This is a genomic window from Mesorhizobium sp. AR10, from assembly GCF_024746795.1.
In the GTDB taxonomy this organism is placed as follows: Bacteria; Pseudomonadota; Alphaproteobacteria; order Rhizobiales; family Rhizobiaceae; genus Mesorhizobium.
The window spans coordinates 5955175-5974715 of sequence record NZ_CP080524.1 but is presented as its reverse complement, the minus strand read 5'-3'; the positions used below and the strand labels follow the sequence as shown (position 1 = coordinate 5974715).

At 63.6% G+C, this 19541-nt stretch carries 19 protein-coding genes; 14 read left to right on the top strand and 5 right to left on the bottom strand.

Translation table 11 applies throughout. The features are described from left to right. Positions 1-71 precede the first annotated feature (71 nt). The 5 genes from LHFGNBLO_RS32615 (at position 72) to glcF (ending at position 6269) form a co-directional block, all read left to right on the top strand. A complete protein-coding gene (locus LHFGNBLO_RS32615) occupies positions 72-1394 on the top strand; it encodes a DUF3422 family protein (RefSeq protein ID WP_258604217.1) in 1323 nt (440 codons plus the stop codon). Positions 1395-1567: 173 nt separating this feature from the next. Beyond that, complete coding sequence (locus LHFGNBLO_RS32610; RefSeq protein ID WP_258604216.1) at positions 1568-3064, top strand: FAD-linked oxidase C-terminal domain-containing protein; 1497 nt, start codon at positions 1568-1570, stop codon at positions 3062-3064. 220 nt (positions 3065-3284) lie between these two features. After that, entirely contained in the window at positions 3285-4541 is a 1257-nt protein-coding gene (locus LHFGNBLO_RS32605) for an FAD-binding protein (RefSeq protein WP_258604214.1), read from the top strand. Next, the gene (locus LHFGNBLO_RS32600; RefSeq protein ID WP_258604213.1) at positions 4538-4933 is read left to right on the top strand and encodes a DUF4870 family protein; all 396 of its coding nucleotides are present in this window, start codon (positions 4538-4540) and stop codon (positions 4931-4933) included. The genes LHFGNBLO_RS32605 and LHFGNBLO_RS32600 overlap by 4 nt, the downstream gene beginning before the upstream one ends. 10 nt (positions 4934-4943) lie before the next feature. After that, positions 4944-6269 (top strand): glycolate oxidase subunit GlcF, encoded by a 1326-nt coding sequence (glcF, locus tag LHFGNBLO_RS32595; protein WP_258604212.1) that lies wholly within the window; start codon positions 4944-4946, stop codon positions 6267-6269. Positions 6270-6479: 210 nt separating this feature from the next. On the opposite strand, the gene LHFGNBLO_RS32590 is transcribed toward glcF, so the two are convergent. Further along, the gene (locus tag LHFGNBLO_RS32590; protein ID WP_258604211.1) at positions 6480-7223 is read right to left on the bottom strand and encodes a L,D-transpeptidase; all 744 of its coding nucleotides are present in this window, start codon (positions 7221-7223) and stop codon (positions 6480-6482) included. Positions 7224-7434: 211 nt separating this feature from the next. Here LHFGNBLO_RS32590 and LHFGNBLO_RS32585 point away from each other — a divergent pair, with 211 nt between their 5' ends. Further along, positions 7435-8073: a DNA-3-methyladenine glycosylase I gene (locus LHFGNBLO_RS32585; protein ID WP_258604209.1), complete on the top strand. Its 639-nt coding sequence runs from the start codon at positions 7435-7437 to the stop codon at positions 8071-8073. 117 nt (positions 8074-8190) lie between these two features. On the opposite strand, the gene LHFGNBLO_RS33510 is transcribed toward LHFGNBLO_RS32585, so the two are convergent. Continuing rightward, positions 8191-8343, bottom strand: a complete 153-nt coding sequence (locus LHFGNBLO_RS33510) for a hypothetical protein (RefSeq protein WP_319944196.1) — start codon at positions 8341-8343, stop codon at positions 8191-8193. A 318-nt stretch (positions 8344-8661) separates the two neighbouring features. Here LHFGNBLO_RS33510 and hisS point away from each other — a divergent pair, with 318 nt between their 5' ends. The 5 genes from hisS to LHFGNBLO_RS32555 all read left to right on the top strand — a co-directional run bounded on the left by hisS (position 8662) and on the right by LHFGNBLO_RS32555 (position 15259). After that, entirely contained in the window at positions 8662-10167 is a 1506-nt protein-coding gene (hisS, locus tag LHFGNBLO_RS32575) for a histidine--tRNA ligase (protein ID WP_258604205.1), read from the top strand. Positions 10168-10345: 178 nt separating this feature from the next. Beyond that, a complete protein-coding gene (locus tag LHFGNBLO_RS32570) occupies positions 10346-11464 on the top strand; it encodes an ATP phosphoribosyltransferase regulatory subunit (protein WP_258604204.1) in 1119 nt (372 codons plus the stop codon). Beyond that, positions 11465-12166 carry an ATP phosphoribosyltransferase gene (gene hisG, locus LHFGNBLO_RS32565; protein WP_258604203.1) on the top strand — a complete coding sequence of 234 codons (702 nt, stop codon included), beginning with the start codon at positions 11465-11467 and terminating at the stop codon, positions 12164-12166. It abuts the gene before it with no gap. A gap of 194 nt (positions 12167-12360) precedes the next feature. Next, positions 12361-14115 carry an AMP-binding protein gene (locus LHFGNBLO_RS32560; RefSeq protein WP_258604201.1) on the top strand — a complete coding sequence of 585 codons (1755 nt, stop codon included), beginning with the start codon at positions 12361-12363 and terminating at the stop codon, positions 14113-14115. A 187-nt stretch (positions 14116-14302) separates the two neighbouring features. Beyond that, a complete protein-coding gene (locus LHFGNBLO_RS32555) occupies positions 14303-15259 on the top strand; it encodes a calcium:proton antiporter (protein WP_258604200.1) in 957 nt (318 codons plus the stop codon). Positions 15260-15362: 103 nt separating this feature from the next. On the opposite strand, the gene LHFGNBLO_RS32550 is transcribed toward LHFGNBLO_RS32555, so the two are convergent. Beyond that, complete coding sequence (locus LHFGNBLO_RS32550; RefSeq protein ID WP_258604197.1) at positions 15363-16127, bottom strand: alpha/beta hydrolase; 765 nt, start codon at positions 16125-16127, stop codon at positions 15363-15365. A 146-nt stretch (positions 16128-16273) separates the two neighbouring features. On the opposite strand from LHFGNBLO_RS32550, the gene LHFGNBLO_RS32545 reads away from it, so the two are divergent. From LHFGNBLO_RS32545 to LHFGNBLO_RS32535, 3 genes are all read left to right on the top strand, one after another. Then, positions 16274-16732 carry a MarR family winged helix-turn-helix transcriptional regulator gene (locus LHFGNBLO_RS32545; RefSeq protein WP_258604195.1) on the top strand — a complete coding sequence of 153 codons (459 nt, stop codon included), beginning with the start codon at positions 16274-16276 and terminating at the stop codon, positions 16730-16732. A gap of 220 nt (positions 16733-16952) precedes the next feature. Continuing rightward, the gene (locus LHFGNBLO_RS32540) at positions 16953-17441 is read left to right on the top strand and encodes a carboxymuconolactone decarboxylase family protein (protein ID WP_258604193.1); all 489 of its coding nucleotides are present in this window, start codon (positions 16953-16955) and stop codon (positions 17439-17441) included. A 59-nt stretch (positions 17442-17500) separates the two neighbouring features. Continuing rightward, entirely contained in the window at positions 17501-18298 is a 798-nt protein-coding gene (locus LHFGNBLO_RS32535) for a sigma-70 family RNA polymerase sigma factor (protein WP_413774739.1), read from the top strand. Here LHFGNBLO_RS32535 and LHFGNBLO_RS32530 read toward each other — a convergent pair. Next, positions 18282-18857: a hypothetical protein gene (locus LHFGNBLO_RS32530; RefSeq protein ID WP_258604189.1), complete on the bottom strand. Its 576-nt coding sequence runs from the start codon at positions 18855-18857 to the stop codon at positions 18282-18284. The two genes, LHFGNBLO_RS32535 and LHFGNBLO_RS32530, sit on opposite strands and share 17 nt — an antisense overlap. Beyond that, complete coding sequence (locus LHFGNBLO_RS32525; protein WP_258604187.1) at positions 18854-19504, bottom strand: TetR/AcrR family transcriptional regulator; 651 nt, start codon at positions 19502-19504, stop codon at positions 18854-18856. The genes LHFGNBLO_RS32530 and LHFGNBLO_RS32525 overlap by 4 nt, the downstream gene beginning before the upstream one ends. Positions 19505-19541: the final 37 nt, after the last annotated feature.

The following is a 19541-nucleotide window of genomic DNA, read 5'->3' as shown; positions in this document are numbered from 1 at the left end:
TGCGTCTCCTGGCGATTGGCTCTAGAGGGACGCTATGCACGAAGGGTTCTAAGAAGCCCGGGGGACCAGCCGTGTCAGACGACCCGTCCAATCTCGAATTCCAGCCGCGCACCAAGGGCAGCGTGATGGGTTTTCCGGCGCATGAGGGGCGACCCGGTGCGCTTGGCGAAGTCCATGCCCGGCCTCACCCGCTCATCGAGAAGCCGCGCGTGCTGGTGCAACTCGCCTTCATGACCGAAGGCGGCTCCGGCGTTGACCAGGCCGTGCTTTCCGAACTGTCGCGGCGTCTCGGCATTGCCGCGCCGGACCGTCAGGCTCGCCACCACGCTATGAAATGGGGCAAGGGCACGCTGCGTTGGGAGCGGCATACCGAATTCTCGACCTATCTGTGGGAAGGCCCGCTTGCCGAAAGCGGCAGGTCGCAGGAAGACTCACCCTTTGGCAACGGATTCTCGCCGCCGGGCACGGTGATCTCCGGCATCAGGCTCGAAATCCGCCGATGGACGCAGGCGAGCGAAAAGCTGATCGCCGGCTTCGATCCGACCAGTCTTTGCTATTCGCTGGTCGAGCGCGGCAATGCCGCCATCGTCACCGATTTCCGCCAGGATGGCGACGGCCTGACCCGCATTCTGGTGCTTGATCGCGGCCTGACGCAGGCTCGTACGGGCGCGCTGTCGCAACGGTTGATCGACATCGAGACCTACCGCACGCTGGCCATGCTTGGCCTGCCGCTGGCGCTGACGCTGTCGGGACGCGCCCGCCGTATCGAGGACAGGCTGGCCCAGACGACCCGTGAAATGAAGGTTGCCGAAACCCGCGACAGCCAGACGCTGCTGGCCGACCTGACCGAGCTTGCCGCCGAGCTGGAGGCCGACGCCGCTTCCAGCCTCTACCGCTTCGGCGCCAGCCGCGCCTATGACGGCATCGTCGTCGAGCGGCTCGAGGCGCTGGAAGAGGAGGCCGTGCCCGGCTACGACACCTGGGGCGGCTTCCTGCAGCGCCGCGTCGCGCCTGCCATGCGCACCTGCCGTTCGATCGAGGAGCGCCAGGCCAATCTGTCGCGAAAGCTCACCCGCGCCACCACGCTGCTGCGTACCTGGGTCGACGTCGAGGTCGAAAAGCAGAACCGCGATCTGCTGGCGTCGATGAACAACCGCGCCCGCCTGCAACTGCGCCTGCAGCAGACGGTGGAAGGCCTCTCGGTGGCTGCCGTCTCTTACTATGTCGTCGGTCTCGTCAGCTATGTCGCCAAGGGTGCTTCGATCTTCGGCCATGCCTTTGCGCCGGAACTCATCACCGCCGCCTCGGTGCCGCTCGCCCTCCTGCTCGTCTGGTGGGGCGTGCGCCGTGTCCGCCGGATGCACTCCGAGCCTGCCAAGCAACCGGGTGAATAAGCCCTTTGCTGGAGAGGCGTTGACCAAGCTCCCTGACGTCCGGCTTTCAGCGGCAGATTGCCGCTGCGGAAGGCTGTCCTGGTGTCGGCCCCAGATTTTGGCCACAGCAGGATTTGCAACAGGCGTCCGTCGCTGGTAAAAGATTTTTACCAGTCGAGCGAAGGAAGCTGCTGATGTCCGGCCTTGCCATGCCGAAGCCAGACGACGCCACGATGCGCCGGCGTCACGAGATCGTCGCCGATATGCGCATCATCGTGCCGGGCGAAGGTGTCGTCGACGCGACCAATGAGATGCGCGCCTTCGAGAGCGACGGGCTCACCGCCTATCGGCAATTGCCGCTGGTCGTGGTTTTGCCCGAAACGGTGGCGCAGGTTTCCCGGGTGCTCAAATACTGCAACGACCGCAACATCCGTGTCGTGCCGCGTGGCTCCGGCACGTCTTTGTCCGGCGGCGCGCTGCCGCTCGAAGACGCGGTGCTGATCGTCATGAGCCGCTTTAATCGCATCCTCGCGATCGACTTTCCCAACCGCATCGTCGTCGCCCAGCCGGGCGTCACCAATCTCGGCATCACCACCGCCGTCGAGCAGGAGGGCTTCTATTATGCCCCCGATCCATCCTCCCAGATCGCCTGCTCGATCGGCGGCAACGTCGCGGAGAATTCCGGCGGCGTCCACTGCCTGAAATACGGCCTCACCGCCAACAATGTCCTCGGCATCGAGATGGTGCTGATGAACGGCGAGGTGATCCGCCTCGGCGGCAGCCATCTCGATGCGGAAGGCTACGATCTGCTCGGTGTCATGACCGGCTCCGAAGGTCTGCTTGGCGTCGTCACCGAGGTGACCGTGCGCATCCTGAAGAAGCCGGAGACGGCCCGCGCGCTGCTGATCGGCTTCCCGACCAGCGAGCAGGGCGGCCAATGTGTCGCCGACATCATCGGCGCTGGCATCATCCCAGGCGGCATGGAGATGATGGACCGGCCAGCGATCCACGCCGCCGAGGATTTTGTCCATGCCGGCTATCCCTTGGATGTCGAGGCCCTGCTGATCGTCGAGCTCGACGGGCCGGGCGTCGAGGTCGATCACCTGATCGGCCTTGTCGAAGCCATCGCCTACAGGAACGGCTCGACCACCTGCCGCATTTCGCAGTCGGAACAGGAGCGGCTGAGCTTCTGGGCCGGGCGCAAGGCGGCCTTTCCGGCGGTTGGCCGCATCTCGCCCGACTACTACTGCATGGACGGCACCATCCCGCGCAAGGAATTGCCGCGCGTGCTCGCCGGCATGCGTGAGCTCTCTGACAAATACGGGCTCGGCGTCGCCAACGTCTTCCACGCCGGCGACGGCAATCTGCACCCGCTGATCCTCTACGATGCCAACGTGCCCGGCGAACTCGACAGAGCGGAGAGTTTCGGCGCCGACATATTGCGGCTCTGCGTCAAGGTCGGCGGCGTGCTGACCGGCGAACACGGGGTCGGCGTCGAGAAGCGCGACCTGATGCCGGAAATGTTCAACCAGATCGACCTCGACCAGCAGATGCGGGTCAAATGCGCTTTCGATCCCAACCATCTGCTCAATCCCGGCAAGGTATTTCCGCAGCTTCGCCGCTGCGCCGAACTCGGCCGCATGCATGTGCACCGGGGTCAGGTGGCGTTTCCGGACATTCCGAGGTTTTGAGGGGCATGTTGGCGCTTGAACACCCCCCTCTGTCCTGCCGGACATCTCCCCCTCAAGGGGGGAGATTGGCAGCTTCGGCGCGCCACCGTCCCCCCAACGTTGGAAATTGGCGAAACCCGACACGCCATCCGATCTCCCCCCTTGAGGGGGAGATGTCCGGCAGGACAGAGGGGGGCGCGAAGGCACTCGACGTATCTTCCTTCGAAGTGATTGTGTTCCCATGACCACCTTCACCCCATCCACGTCAGCCGAAGTCCTCTCCACCGTCGCCTGGGCGGGGGCGGAGGAATCACAGCTCGAAATCCTCGGCCATGGTTCCAAGCGCGGCATCGGCCGTCCGCAGCAGAGCGAACACACGCTCGACCTGTCGAAACTAACCGGCGTCACGCTCTATGAGCCGGCTGAACTGGTGCTGTCGGCAAAGGCCGGCACACCGCTTGCCGAGATCGAAGGACTGCTGGCGCAAAACGGCCAGCAACTTGCTTTCGAACCGATGGACTACGGCTCGTTGCTCGGCGGTGAGCCGGGAAAAGGCACCATCGGCGGCGTGCTGGCCACCAACCTCTCCGGTCCGCGCCGGCTGAAGGCGGGCGCGGCACGAGACCATATCCTCGGCATATCAGCGGTTTCCGGTCGCGGCGAAGCCTTCAAGTCCGGCGGCCGCGTGGTCAAGAACGTCACCGGCTACGACCTGTCCAAGCTGATGGCCAACAGCTGGGGCACGCTTGCCGTGTTCACCGATGTCACCTTCAAGGTACTGCCGGCAGCCGAAACCGAAGTCACGCTCGCCATCCGTGGCCTGCTCGACGATCACGCTGCCGCCGCCATGGCTCTGGCGCTTGGCTCGAGCGCCGAGGTGTCGAGCGCTGCCCATCTGCCCGAACGGGTCGCTGCACGGGTTGCCGGCGGCAGTCTCGGCAGCCATGCCGCGACGCTGCTCCGCGTCGAGGGTTTTGGTCCGTCCGTCGCCTACCGCATCGCTGCACTGAAATCCCTGCTGAAGAATGCTGGTCCGCTCGAGGAGATTTCGGGCGAAGCCTCGCTGAATGTCTGGCGTGATATCAGAGATTGCGTGCCTTTCGCCGATGGCTTGGAAAAGCCGGTCTGGCGCGTCTCGATGGCGCCGGCCCAAGGCCACCAGATGGTGCTGGCGCTACGCATGCAGGCGGCGGTCGATGCCTTCTATGATTGGCAGGGCGGATTGATCTGGCTGCGCATGGAGCATGGCGATCCCGAGGCGGGTCTGCTGCGCGGGCTCGTGAGACAATATGGTGGCGGTCACGCGACACTGGTGCGCGCCGCCCCTTCGCATCGCGCCGCTGTGCCGGTGTTCGAGCCGCAGGCGCCGCAACTGGCGGCGCTCTCCGCCAGGCTCAAGGCCGAGTTCGACCCCAAGGCCATCCTCAATCCCGGTCGTATGGCGCCGGGCGCTGGCTCTGCTACTCTCGGCCCGGCAACCGAGGGAGAAGCACCATGAGCGACATCAATTCCGGCCAGAACGACAAACCCGCACCGCGCCAGACCGACCGCTGGCTGGAGCCAGGGCCGACCAACGCGCTGGTCATCTATATCCTCTACCTCGCCGGCCTCGTCATCGGCATCACCGGCATTGTCGGCATCGTTCTGGCCTATATCAACCGCGGCAAGGCCGGCGGCTTCGTCGAGAGCCACTACACCTTCCTGATCCGCACCTTCTGGATCGGCCTGCTCTATGCGCTGATCTCGGTTGTGCTGATGTTCCTCATCATCGGCTTCGTGCTGATGTTCGCTGTCGGCGTCTGGTTCATCGCTCGTTCCATTCTCGGCCTGCAGGCGCTGCAGCGCGGCGAGCCGGTGAAAAACCCAGAAAGCTGGTTCCTCGGACTTTAGGATTCTTTGCGTGCAGACCAATTTCTCGCTTGCCCAGCTTGCCGATCCGCATGTCGCGGAATCGGAGAAGATCCTGCGCAAATGCGTACATTGCGGCTTCTGCACCGCCACCTGTCCGACCTATGTGACGCTGGGCAACGAACTGGATTCGCCGCGCGGGCGAATCTACCTGATCAAGGATATGCTGGAGAACGGCCGCCCGGCCGACAAGGAGATCGTCACTCATATCGACCGTTGCCTGTCCTGCCTTGCCTGCATGACCACCTGCCCGTCGGGCGTCAACTACATGCATCTGGTCGATCATGCCCGCGCCCATATCCAGGAAACCTACAAGCGCCCGCTGCTCGATCGCCTGACGCGCGCCATGCTGGCCTTTGTCCTGCCCTACCCGTCACGCTTTCGTGCTGCGCTGAAGTTGGCGAAGCTCGGAAAACCGTTTGTCGGTCTGTTCGAAAAGATCCCGGCGCTGAAGCCGCTGGGCGCCATGCTCAAGCTCGCTCCGGCGTCGATTCCCAAGGCGTCGCCCACAGCTCTGCCGGGGGTGCATGCCGGGCAGGGCGCGAAAAATGGGCGCGTCGCTCTCCTCACCGGTTGCGCCCAATCCGTGCTCGATCCCGCTATCAATGACACGACGATCTCGCTGCTGACGCGGCTCGGCGTCGAGGTTGTCGTGCCCCGGGGCGAGGGCTGCTGCGGCGCGCTGGTGCATCATATGGGCCACGAGGAGGCAGCACTTGCCTCGGCCAGGCAGAATGTCGACGCCTGGACGCGTGCGATCGAATTAGGTGGGCTCGATGCCATCGTCATCACCGCGTCCGGCTGCGGCACCACCATCAAGGATTATGGCTTCATGCTGCGCCTCGATCCGGCCTATGCCGACAAGGCCGCGCGCGTCTCATCATTGGCGAAAGACATCACCGAATATCTGGCAAGCCTCGACCTGCCGGAGCCGGTGCGGAAGCCCGGCACCATCGTCGCCTATCACTCCGCCTGCTCGATGCAACATGGCCAGAAGATCACCCGCCAGCCGAAGGAGCTTCTCAGCAAGGCGGGCTTCGTCGTGCGCGAGCCGCGTGAGGGTCATCTGTGCTGCGGCTCGGCCGGCACCTACAACATCCTCCAATCCGAGATTTCGGCAAAGCTGCGCGACCGCAAGGTCAGGAATATCGAGGCGACGGGTGCTGAAATCGTCGCCACCGGCAATATCGGCTGCATCACCCAGATTGCTTCCGCGGCAAAGATGCCGGTTGTGCACACGGTAAAACTGCTCGACTGGGCCTATGGCGGGCCGAAGCCGGAGGGTGTTTTGGAAAACGAGCTGGTCGCTGCGGAGTAACGCTCCGGCGTCGCCGGAACCTTCACCCGGAAACGAAAGGGCAGCGCGGTTTCCCGCGCTGCCCTTTCGTGACTGACCGCATCCCCACACGGCCCGTCCCCCGTTAACTCATCGCCAGTCTAAGCACGTCTCCCAAAACCGCGCTATGGCTTGAGGGCAACAGCACGCCAAAAACTACTCAGCGCTGCCTAACCGGCTGATTCGCAGTCACTATATCACCACCACGGTCGTTCCGACATTGACCCGTTCATAGAGATCGACCACGTCCTCGTTGCGCATACGTATGCAGCCCGAAGACACTGCGCCGCCGATCGTCCATGGCTGGTTGGTGCCGTGGATGCGGTACTCCGTCGAGCCGAGATAGAGCGCGCGTGCGCCGAGCGGGTTTTCTTCGCCGCCGGCAAGATAGGTTGGCAGATAGCGGCCCTTGGCCGCCTCGCGCTTGATCATCTGCGCCGGCGGCCGCCAGTCCGGCCAGACGCGTTTGTTGGTGATCTTGTGCGTGCCGGACCATTCGAAGCCCGGCTTGCCGGTGCCGACGCCGTAGCGCCGCGCCTTGCCGTTCTTCTCGACCAGGTAGAGGAAATTCTGTGTCGTATCGATGACGATCGTGCCCGGCTTCTGCGGCCCGTCATAGGCGACTTCCTGCGGCAGGTAGACCGGGTTGATCTGCGGGCGCATGACCATGCGCTTGGCCGGCGGCTGCACGGCTGCGGTGCGCAACTGGTCTCGTTGCGCCGGTTGCGCATAACGCAGGCGCGGCTGCTGCACCACTTGCCGGTTCTGGCGCACGATGCCGGGGGCGCGGCCAAGCTGCAGCACCCATGGCGCCGAAAGGTCGGGGCTCACCATCACCGGCGGCCTGTCGGCATAGCGGTCGTCGGCGCTGGAGGACGTGGCGCCGGCGGCAAGAATGGCCGCGGCGCCGAGCAGGGAAAGCAGAACTGTCTTCATCGGAACGCACCTTGATCGTCGAACATTTCGGGGCGCAAAGCCTCCCCGATGTCGCGAGCATTGGCGGCAAGCAGCAACCGAAACATGAATCGGAATGCGTAAAATGCGGATCTGTCGGTAAAGCTTTTGGTGTGGTTACCGGCTGGTTCAGGAATCTGGTAAAGCCCGAGTAAAGCGGCGCAAAAGCGCATTAACGAATGGGTTTCTCGTGATGGAAAATGAAAACACCGGCCTGCTCGTTGGCCCCGATGGTGTCACGCGCTGCTTCTGGCACGGCAATCTGCCGGACTATCTGCATTACCACGACCATGAATGGGGCCGGCCGGTCGCCGACGATCGCAGGCTGTTCGAAAAGATCTGCCTCGAAGGCTTCCAGTCGGGCCTGTCGTGGCTGACCATATTGCGCAAGCGCGAGAACTTTCGCGAGGCCTTTGCCGGCTTCGATATCGACAAGGTTGCTGCCTTCAACGACAAGGATGTCGAGCGGATGCTCGGCAATGCCGGCATCATCCGCCACCGTGGCAAGATCGTCTCGACCATCAACAACGCCAAACGCGCGCGTGAAATGGCCGACGAGGCCGGCTCGCTTGCCGCCTGGTTCTGGAAATTCGAACCGGGTCCGGACGAACGACCCGAGATTGTCGATCTCGCCCATCTGCGCGCCAACCCGACCACGGCGGTTTCGGTGCGGATTTCGAAGGAATTGAAGAAACGCGGCTGGAGCTTTGTCGGCCCGACCACCGTTTACGCTTTCATGCAGGCCATGGGACTGGTCAACGACCATCTCGAGGGCTGTGTCTGCCGCGAGAGGGTGGAGGCGGAACGGAAGGCGTTCAAGAGGCCCAAGTGAACTTTCTACCTCCCCCTTGCGGGGAGGTCGCGCCGAAGGCGCGGGTGGGGGTGCGGAGCTCGAAAGTCCCCCACCCCGACGCTGCGCGTCGACCCTCCCCACTAGGGGGAGGTAAGTTCAGGTGCCGCTGGCGCCGGTGAGGAAAAGCCCGGCGACGATGGCCGCCAGCGCGGCGAAGGCCGGATAGATCACCAGCAGGCCGGTCATCAGTGCGTCGCGCACCGTGGAGCTCTGGCGCTCGATAGCGGCAACTTCGAACGGCCCCACCATTTGGCTGGTGGCTCTCGGTGCATGGCCATCGGCCGGCCGCAACCGAACGGGCAGCTCGCGGGCGCTGCTTTCAGTGATGTCTAAATGTCTTGACGCGGCCATGGCCCCGAACCCTTTGTTTCGGCGTGCTTTATCGGCTGAGATTGTGTCGGCACGATGCCGCACCGATGGCGGAATTGTTTCATTTTCAACGGGGTTTGTTTCAGGAAAAATGCAAACCCTTGCCGCTCCCGGCTGCATCGGTTAGGACACGCGCGCCGCGGAAATCGGCAATTTTGCCGATCCACGGCGCGCCACGAAACACCGAGTACCCATCCCATGGCCGACAAATCGGAAAAGACGAAAGCGCGGCTGCCGCGCGGATTTGCCGACCGCAGCGCCGACGACATCCGTGCCGTCGAGAAAATGATGGCGACGATCCGCTCGGTCTATGAACTCTACGGTTTCGAGCCGGCCGACCAGCCGCTGATCGAATACACCGACGCGCTGGGCAAATTCCTCCCCGACCAGGACCGGCCGAACGAAGGCGTATTCTCCTTCCAGGACGATGACGAGCAGTGGCTGTCGCTGCGCTACGACCTGACCGCGCCGACGGCGCGTTTCGTCGCCGAGAACTACGAGCGCTTGCCAAAGCCCTACCGCAGCTATCGTTCTGGCTGGGTGTTCCGCAACGAGAAGCCAGGTCCCGGTCGCTTCCGCCAGTTCATGCAGTTCGACGCCGACACGATCGGCACGCCGGGAGTGGCGGCGGATGCCGAGATGGCGATGATGATGGCCGACGTCATGGAAGCGCTCGGCATCAAGCGCGGCGACTACGTCATCCGGGTCAACAACCGCAAGGTGCTCGACGGCGTACTGGAGGCGATCGGCCTCGGCGGCGACGAGAATGCCGGGCGCCGGCTGACCGTGCTGCGGGCCATCGACAAGCTGGACAAACTCGGGCCGGAAGGTGTGAGACTTTTGCTTGGACCGGGGCGCTGGGATGGCGTCAACGAGGGTGAAGGCGACTTCGCTAAGGGCGCCGGGCTGAATGATATGCAAGCCGAGGCCGTTCTTTTCGCGACGGCGAAGAATGACGAGCCTCGCCAGGATTCCCAGGTAAGCGCCAACGCGGTCTTCCAGGAAGGCGTTACCGAACTTTCGACGATTGAGGCCTTGGTCAGGGCTGCGGGATACGGCGAAAACCGTATTGCCATGGACCGTTCCGTCGTCCGTGGCCTCGAATACTACACCGGCCCGGTCTTCGAGGCCGAGCTGCTCGCCGAGATCCCCAACGAGGACGGCCAGATCGTGCGCTTCGGTTCCGTCGGCGGCGGCGGGCGCTATGACGGTCTGGTCTCTCGCTTCCGTGGCGAGCCGGTGCCGGCGACGGGCTTTTCCATCGGCGTCTCGCGCCTGATGACGGCGCTGAAGAACCTCGGCAAGCTCGACACGTCGGACGTCATCGCTCCGGTCGTCGTGCTGGTGATGGACAAGGACACCGAAAGCCTCGGCCGCTACCAGAAGATGGTCGGCGAGTTGCGCGCCGCCGGCATCCGCTCCGAAATGTATCTCGGCGGCGCCGGCATGAAGGCGCAGCTCAAATATGCCGACCGTCGCGGCAGCCCGGTCGCCATCATCCAGGGCGGCGACGAGCGCGCCAAGGGCGAGCTGCAGATCAAGGATCTGATCGAGGGCGCGCGCATGTCGGCCGAGATATCAGACAACGCCGAATGGCGCGCCGCACGGCCGGCGCAGGTGACGGTGGCGGAAAGCGAACTGGTCGTTGAGGTGAAGAAGATACTCGCGGCGCAGGCAGCCGATCGCGCGAAGGGTGGCGCTTGAACACCCCCCTCTGGCCTGCCGGCAATCTCCCCCTCAAGGGGGGAGATTGGATGTCGCGTGGGCTTTCGCCAATTTCCAGTGTTGAAGAAGAGGTGCCGAGCCTGAAGCTGTCGATCTCCCCCCTTGAGGGGGAGATGGCCGGCGGGCCAGAGGGGGGTGCCTCGCGCCCATCCTGTCCATGACCTCCCGCTTTCCCGCCATCGCCGCGGACATCGCAAAACTCTTCGCCGCGCGTGGCACGCATGCGGTCGAGGTGGCGGTGCTGCAGCCGGCCGACCCGTTCCTCGACATGGCCGGCGAGGATCTGCGCCGCCGTATTTTCCTCACCGAAAGCGAGACCGGTCAGACACTGTGCCTGCGGCCCGAATTCACCATTCCCGTCTGCCTCGACCATATTTCGAGCCAGGCCGGCACACCGCGCCGCTATTCCTATCTCGGCGAGGTCTTTCGCCAGCGCCGTGAGGGCGGCAATGAATTCTTCCAGGCCGGCATCGAGGATCTCGGCGATCGCGACACGGCGCAGGCCGATGCGCGGTCGCTGGCCGATGCGCATGCGCTGCTGTCGCTGGTGCTGCCGGGCCAGCCCTTGAAAATCATGCTCGGCGATCAGACCATCTTTGAAGCCGTGCTGGCGGCGCTCGGTCTGCCGCGCGGCTGGCGCATGCGCCTTGCCCGCGCCTTCGGCTCGGCGTCTATGCTGGAGGCGGCCCTGGCCGACCTGGCCAACCCGCCGCGCAACGGTCAGCTCTCCGGCGCGGTCGCAGCCCTCGTCCTCGACGGCGATCTTGAAGGCCTATCGACGCACATCGCCGGCGGCATGGAGGAGGCGGGGCTGTCGGCATCGGCCGGGCGCTCGCCCTCCGACATCGCGCGGCGGCTGATCGAGAAGGCCGAGTTGCGCAGCGTGCGGCTGTCGAACGAGGCGTTTTCGGCACTGAAGACTTTTCTTGCCATCGACGTACCGCTCGATGGCGCGGCTCAGGCGCTCGAAACCTTCGCGGCCGGTGCCGGTCTTTCCTTGGGTGTGGCGCTGGAGAATTTTGCCGCCCGTGCAAAATCGATCGAGGCGCTTGGCCTGCCGATCAAAACGATCCGCTACGACGCCGCCTTTGGCCGGCCGCTTGATTATTACACCGGCCTCGTCTTCGAGATCGCGGCGCAGGATGGCGAACGGCCGCTGGCCGGTGGTGGCCGCTACGACCGGCTGCTGACACTGCTCGGCGCGAAAACGCCGATTCCCGGCGTCGGCTTTTCCGTCTGGCTCGATCGTATCGAAGCGCTGCGGGAGAAGGCTTGAATGATCACGCTGGCAATCCCGTCGAAAGGCCGGCTAAAGGAGCAGGCGCTGGAGGTGCTGGCCAAGGCCGGGCTTGCCGTCAGCCTGCCCGGCGACGAGCGCAAATACCGCGCCCGCATCGAAGGCGCCGAAAGCATCGAGGTGGCGTTCCTGTCGGCCTCCGAAATCGCTGGAGAGATCGGCCAGGGCTCGGTCGATCTCGGCATCACCGGCGAGGATCTGTTGCGCGAAAACATTGCCGACTGGGAAGCGCGCGCGGAAATCATTGCCCGCCTCGGTTTCGGAAATGCCGATGTCGTGGTGGCGGTGCCCGACATCTGGCTTGATGTCGATACCATGGCCGATCTCGACGATGTCGCTGCCGACTTCCGCCAGCGCCATGGAAGGCGGCTGCGCATTGCCACCAAATACTGGCGGCTGACCCAGCAATTCTTTTCTCTGAAGCACGGCATCCAGGTCTATCGCATCGTTGAGAGCCTGGGCGCCACCGAGGGCGCGCCGGCGGCGGGATTGGCCGATGTCATCGTCGACATCACCACGTCAGGCTCGACGCTGCGCGCCAATCATCTGAAGGTGCTGGCCGACGGCGTTGTGCTGAAGTCGCAGGCTTGTCTGGTGGCATCCAGGAAAGATCGTGCGGCGGCGGATGAAGCCGTGCTGCGCGACATCGCCGCGAAGATGAGCGCCCTCCCTCCCCCTTGAGGGGAGGGTGGACAGCCGCCGAAGGCGGATGGACGGGAGGGGTCATCGCGGCAGTGCTTGAGGCGAGACGACCCAACCCGCCTCGCTTCGCTCGGCACCCTGCCCTCGAGGGGGAGGTGCCCCGCTCCCATCGACGGGATTTCCACCGCCCCGGCAGGCTGATAGGCTCGGCTCCGTCTGCGGAGGAGACGGCGATGGCGATCCATCTCGACGAGTTGAAGAATGCCACCCACCTGCGCGGTCGCACATTCGTCGCGCCGATAGACGGTAGGGCGCATGTGTCGGGCGAGCGCACCGTGCCGCTGCTGCACCAGACGATTCCCCAGCTGTTTTCCGATACCGTCAGCAAATACGGCACACTCGATGCCGCCGTCTTCGTCGACCAGGACAAGCGTTTCACCTGGAGCGAACTGTCCGACACCGTAGATGCGCTGGCTGCCGGTTTCCTGGCGCTCGACCTCGAAAAAGGCGATCGCGTCGGCATCTGGTCGCCCAACCGCTGGGAGTGGCTGGTGACGCAGTTCGCCACCGCGCGCATCGGTCTGATCCTGGTCAACATCAACCCGGCCTACCGGCTGACCGAATTGGAATATGCGCTCAACAAGGTCGGCTGCACGGCGCTGGTCACGGCCGCCAAATTCAAGACCTCCGACTATCTCGGCATGATCGAGACGCTGGCGCCAGAGATCGCCACGGCGACGCCGGGCAAGCTCAAGGCGAAGAAGTTGCCTGCGCTGAAAATCGTCATCCGCATGGGCGACGAGAACTCGCCCGGCATGTTCAATTTCGGCGACGTGCTGGCGATGGCTGGACGCGACGAGCATGACAGTCTCGACCGCATCTCCGAGAAGCTGAAACCGGGCGAGGCCATCAACATCCAGTTCACCTCGGGCACCACCGGCGCGCCCAAGGGCGCGACGCTGACCCACAACAACATCGTCAACAACGGCAATTTCGTCACCTCGGCGATCAAGCTTACCGTCGACGACCGGCTGTGCATCCCGGTGCCGCTCTATCACTGCTTCGGCATGTCGATGGGCACGATGGGTTGCGTCACCAAGGGCGCGACCATGGTTTTCCCGGGCGAGGGGTTCGATGCCGGCGCCACGCTGAAGGCTATTGCCACAGAGCGCTGCACCGGCCTCTATGGCGTGCCGACCATGTTCGTCGGCCTGCTTGACCATGCGGATTTCGCCTCCTTCGATCTCTCCAGCCTGCGCACCGGCATCATGGCCGGCTCGCCCTGCCCGATCGAGGTGATGAAGAAGGTGGTGTCGCTGATGCATATGGCCGAGGTGACCATCGCCTATGGCATGACCGAGACCAGCCCGGTGTCGTTCCAGAGCAGCGTCGACGACCCGCTGGAAAAGCGCGTCTCTACCGTCGGCCGCATCCACCCCCATGTCGAGGTCAAGGCCATCGATGCCGATGGCGCCACCGTCGCGGTCGGTGTGCCGGGCGAGCTCTGCACGCGCGGCTATTCGGTGATGAAGGGCTATTGGGACGACGAGGAGAAGACCCGCGAGGCGATCGACAGCGACGGCTGGATGCATACCGGCGACCTCGCCACCATCGACGCCGAGGGCTATTGCAACATCGTCGGTAGGGTCAAGGACATGGTCATCCGCGGCGGCGAGAACGTCTACCCGCGCGAGGTCGAGGAGTTCCTCTATCGCCATCCCAAGGTCAGGGAAGTGCAGGTGTTCGGAATTCCCGATGCAAAATATGGTGAGGAACTGTGCGCCTGGATCGTGCTGAGGCCGGGCCAGATCGCCACCGAGCAGGAGATCAAAACCTTCTGCGCCGGCCAGATCGCGCATTACAAGATCCCGCGCTACATACGCTTCCGCACCGAATTGCCGATGACGGTGACCGGCAAGCCGCAGAAATTCCTGATGCGCGAAGCGATGGTCGAGGAATTGGGGTTGGTGGCGCAAAAGACGGCGTGAGCATAGGCCTCCGAAGTTTCGCAGAACGCACAGGGCTCGGATGAGTGGTTTCGGACGATCGGTGACTTCTTATGCGATGCCCTTGGCCGCCCTGGTGATGGCCGTCGCAGTCAGATCCAGCGGGCTGTCGGTGGACCAGGGTTCGCCGAGCGCCAGGATCCTTGTCGGAGCCCTTTCGAGTGCGATCATGTTCACCACCATTTTCGTCGTGCTCGACCACGCCGAGGCGGTGGCGCGGCGGGTAGGGGAACCGTACGGCACGCTGGTGCTGACCTTTGCCGTGACGGCAATCGAAGTGTCGATCATCGTCTCGATGATGCTGCATGGAGAGAACAACCCCACGTTGGCACGGGAGTCCGTCTTCTCAACGGTGATGATCACATCCACCGGCGTTGTCGGCATGTGCCTCGCTCTTGGCGGCTGGCGTCATCGCAAGCAGGCAATCGTCCGGCAAGGGACCAGCGCCTATCTGGCGGTCCTGGCCGCACTGACCGTCATGACGCTTATTCTGCCGACTTACACGCGAACGACGGATCCAGGCACCTTTTCAGCAGCTCAACTTGGTTTTGTCAGCGTCCTGTCCGTGCTGCTTTATGCAGGGTTTGTGTTCGCCCAGACTGTCCGGCACCGCGACGACTTCCTCGAAGGACAAGCACACGATGTTTCGGTACGAACTGCCCCTCACCAAAGCATCTCTGCCAACGCTCTGCTCCTGATGATCGGGCTGATCGGAATTGTCATGCTCGCCGAGCAGGTCGCCGCAAGTGTTGAAGATGCGCTCGTTGCCTACCAGGTGACCCAGGCTGACGCCATTGTGGGGGCATTGATCGCGGGGTTGGTTTTGATGCCGGAGGCCATTTCGGCAGTTCGTGCTTCACTCAACAATGAGCTGCAGCGCGGCTTGAATGTTGCGATGGGTTCGGCCTGCGCAACAATTGGTTTGACAATACCGGCGGTCGCAGCCGCCAGCCTGCTGACGGGAAGGGGTTTGACTCTGGGGCTTACCACGATTGACACCGTACTTTTGATCCTGGCGCTGTTCATATGTAGCGTAAGCTTCAGCAATGAAAGGACGACATTCCTGACCGGCATGGTTCATCTTGTGGTGTTTTGTACGTATGTGTTTCTGATATTCGTGCCGTGAAAAATTTGGCGCAAGCTGGCGTCCTGGAAGGTCACTTTGCGGACAGCTCTTTGGGTTGGTCCCCGAAGCGCCGACAGACGCTTCGGGGTTGACGCAGCTTTATTCACTTGCTTGTCGCTGCCTGTTCGATGAGTGCAGCGACAGCCGCAGGCTTTGATACATAGACGGCATGGCTGCCGGCGGTTTCTGTGACGGTCGATCCGGCGCGCCCGGCCATCATGCGCTGCGCCGCCGGCGGGATCATACGGTCGTTAGTCGCGACTAGGTAGTAGCTCGGCTTGGACTTCCATGCCGGATCGGTGACTGCGCCAGTCAGCGCTTCGACGCCCCACGGAACCTGTGAATCGGCCATGAACGATGCCACGTCGGCGTCCACATCTGCGGCGAACGAGGCGGCGAATTTGTCCTTGTCGAGGAAGAGGAAACCATCCACGGGAGGCAGGATCGGCGGCACAGGCGCGCCGGCAGGCGGATTGGCGATCAGCGAGGAAACGGACTCACCCTTGTCCGGGGCGAACGCGGCAATGTAGACAACAGACTTAACCTTCTCGTCCGTGCCGGCTTCGCTGACGACGACGCCACCGTAGGAATGGCCGACGAGAACGACAGGACCGTCCTGTTCGGCAATCGCGCGCCTGGTCACCGCCACATCGTCAGCCAGCGAGGTCGTCGGGTTCTGAACGATGGTGACGTTGTAACCGTCCTTCTTCAGGATGTTGTAAACGCCTTGCCAGCCTGAACCATCGACGAAGCCGCCATGGACGAGAACGACGTTCTTTACGCTTGTCGGCTGTTGTGCGGCGGCAGGTGTGAGAGCGGTTGCCGCCAGTGCGAGTGTCGTAGCGGCGGCGATGAGGGTGGTGGTCATTTCGGTGTCTCCTTGTGTTTGTCACGATAATCATTATCGCGATAATCAATTCATACACACGCCCATCCGCCTTGTAAAGCGATTTCTTTATCGCGATATCATTTTTTGTGGTAACGGATATCCGCGCCACCAAAATGGAGACCACAATGGCCAACGACCCAGTGCTGCCGCTTGATGGCCAGCTTTGCTTTTCGATCTATTCCGCCTCGATTGCCATTCAGCGCGTCTACAAGCCGATGCTGGACGAGCTTGGCGTCACCTACACACAATATCTGGCGCTGAGCACCCTTTGGGAGCGCGACGGGCTAACGATCGGCGCTATCGCCGACAGACTGGCGCTGGAACCAAGCACGATCACGCCGGCAGTCAAACGCCTCGAAGCCGCGGGCTTTGTCGATCGCCAGCGCAGCACAACGGATGAGCGGCAGGTGCAGGTCCATCTGAGTAAGAAGGGCGCCGACCTTCACGCCAAGACAGGCTGCCTGACGGCCGCCCTCCTGCTCAATTCTGGCTTCACTGTGCCCGAAATGATCGAGCTGAACCGTAAAGTGCAATTGCTGCGTGACGGCATGAGAGGCGCTGCCGCCCCAACTGCCGTCGCGTAGTCCTTCGCCACTGCGCCTGCTTTCGCCGGCAGCGATCCTACCACGATTTCAGGCGTGACGGCGAGCCCGTGCGCCACCCCTTGCAGCAGTGTCATCAGGCTGGTCGCGCTTTAGCTTGCAATCGCCACCCGGCGACACCCCATGGAATTTTTTGGCATGCATGTCACACTGGCAGTCCTTGCCTCGTCATGATCTCGCAACCAACAGAAGGAAGCCAATCATGACTGCCAGACTAGAACCTTTTGCCGCTGCCCCCTCACTTATGAAGGAGTGGCACCGCACATCGCTGGCCATTGCCGCCAGCCTCGACCCGGGCCTCGCCGAACTGGTGGAGATCCGCGCCTCCCAGATCAACGGCTGCGCCAACTGCATCAATATGCACACGACCTATGCCCGCGAACGGGGTGAGACCGAGCAGCGAATATACCTGTTGTCGGCCTGGCGCGAAGCGCCCTGCTACACCGATCGCGAACGGGCAGCACTCGGCTGGACCGAAGCCCTGACACGGATCTGCGAAGGCCATACGCATGTGAGCGCCTACGAGGCCCTGAAGGGCCACTTCACCGAGGAGGAACAGGTGCAGCTCACCTTGATGATCAACATCATCAACGGCTGGAACCGCATCGCGATCGGCTTCGGCGGCTGGGCCGATCCGGCAGCCGTGAAGGCCGGTTCCACGGCGGTCGCTGCCAAGGCGGTCGCGGCTTGACGGCGAAGCCAACACCAGAGGACGCAGCGGCGGCGTTTGATCCGCTGCGTCCAAAACTCATGCGCGTCGCCTACCGCATGCTCGGCTCCGTCGCCGACGCCGAGGATATGGTGCAGGAGGCCTTCATCCGCTGGATGAGGGTCGACCGCGCAGAAGTGCGCGAGCCCGAGGCGTTCCTGCGCCGCACGCTGACGCGCCTCTGTCTCGACCAACTCAAATCCGCGCGACGCCAGCGCGAGACCTATGTTGGTCCCTGGCTTCCCGATCCCGTCGTCGAAGAGGACGAGGTCGAAGACGTCACCTTGCCGCTGATGCTGGTGCTGGAGCGTCTGTCTCCGCTCGAACGGGCGGCGTTCCTGCTGCACGATGTGTTCGGTCTGGGATTCGAGGAGGTCGCCGAGACCATCCAGCGCGACCCTGCCGCCTGTCGCCAGCTTGCGGCCCGCGCGCGCAGCCATGTCCGCGACGCTCGGCCGCGTTTCCAGATGGAAAGGCAACGCAGCCTGGCACTGGCCGAGGCCTTCTTCGCCGCCTCGCGCAGTGGCGACATGAAGGCGCTTGGAAGCATGCTGGCGGCCGATGTCAGCTCTCATGCCGATGGCGGCGGCAAGCGTCCGGCAGCCACGGAGCCGATCCTGGGCTTCGATGCCGTCATGAGCCAATACGAGCGTGTGGCAGCCTGGCTGCGCGAGAATGGCTCGGAACTCGTTCGGGTTGGTTTCATCAACGGACTGCCTGGCTTCATCAGCCTGGAAGCCGATGGCGAACTGCAGACGACCGCGCTCGAAATCGAGGACGGAAAGATCGCGGCAATCTATGTCGTGCGCAACCCCGACAAGCTCAGGCATCTGCATTAGCCGGTGAGGCCGTGTCAGTCGGTTCGCCGAGTGCCTCTGCCAGCACCTGCGGCGGCAGCTTTTGCGCCAGCGCGCCGGCAAGTTTCGTCTCGAGGTCGCGCAGCCTGCCGCCGAGCGACGGCATGCCAGCGGCGCCGAACGCTTCGATGTAGCGGCCGGCCTCGCCCTTGGCGAGCAGTTCGACGAGCACGTTGTCGTCGATCCAGAGTTTTACAATCCTGAACAGGCCAGTCTCGACCTCCTGGGTCCTCCAGCCCTCACGTGCGGCGGCGGCCTGGATTGCGTCGCTGCTCACCGCGGCGGAGACAAGCACATGCGCCGTGACCGGTTCGTGGGGCGCGGGGCGCTGGCGGATGCCGAGCGGCGCGTCCGGATCGAACACGGTGCTGGCCGGCAGGATCTCCAGGAAGGAGCCACGGTCGTCGCCCGCGACAACCAGCCAGGCGCCGTGCGGAAAGGGCGGTGTCGGCGCCCTGACGGCGGTGGCGCCCATCAGCTCGGCGAGGACGTGGGCGGCGTGATTGGGATCGCGCACGCCGAAGGACATGTGGTGGATCATGACGGATGGTCTCCTGTCGTGACATCGCGGCGTTCTTCCGCCCGCGCATCGCGCAAGCTCACGCACGCCTGTTTGCGCGCGTCGTCGATCAAGGTTTCGGCAGCCCACTGCGCGGCTTCTGCGGCAGCATTGCCGGAGAGCTGCCAATTGTCCTTCATAGTCTCCCAACCCGTAGCCGAAGCGATCACTGTGATGGTTGCGAGCACGCGGGTCGCCGCCGTCTCGGGGAGCGGGGCGATGACCTCGCGGAGGGCTTCGGTGAATTTCTTGCGCCGTGCCTCGGCATGCGCCAGCCGCACAGCTCGGCCATAGGGATTGTGCAGCATCGCCCTGACCAGCGGCTCGTCACGGTCGAAGGCAGCGTAGAGCCCCAGTATGTGCGAGACCACCTCGGCTGGCGTGGTTGGCGGCGCCGGCATCTCGATCTGCCTGTTGGTCCACTGCCAGAAGGCGCAGAACAGCGCCTCCTTGTTCTCGAAATAGCGATAGAGCGTGCGCTGCGGCACTCCGGATTCGCGGGCCGCGAGGTCGAAGGTGACCTCCTCGCCGCGGCGAAGCAGGGCCGCCACACCCTCCAGGATGCGTTCCTCGGTCATGGCGGCAAGCTCTTCGCGCGGCGACGGACGAGATGATGATGTCGTGTTCATGGCAGTACAAATGCCATATCGGCAGTAGTACTGTCAA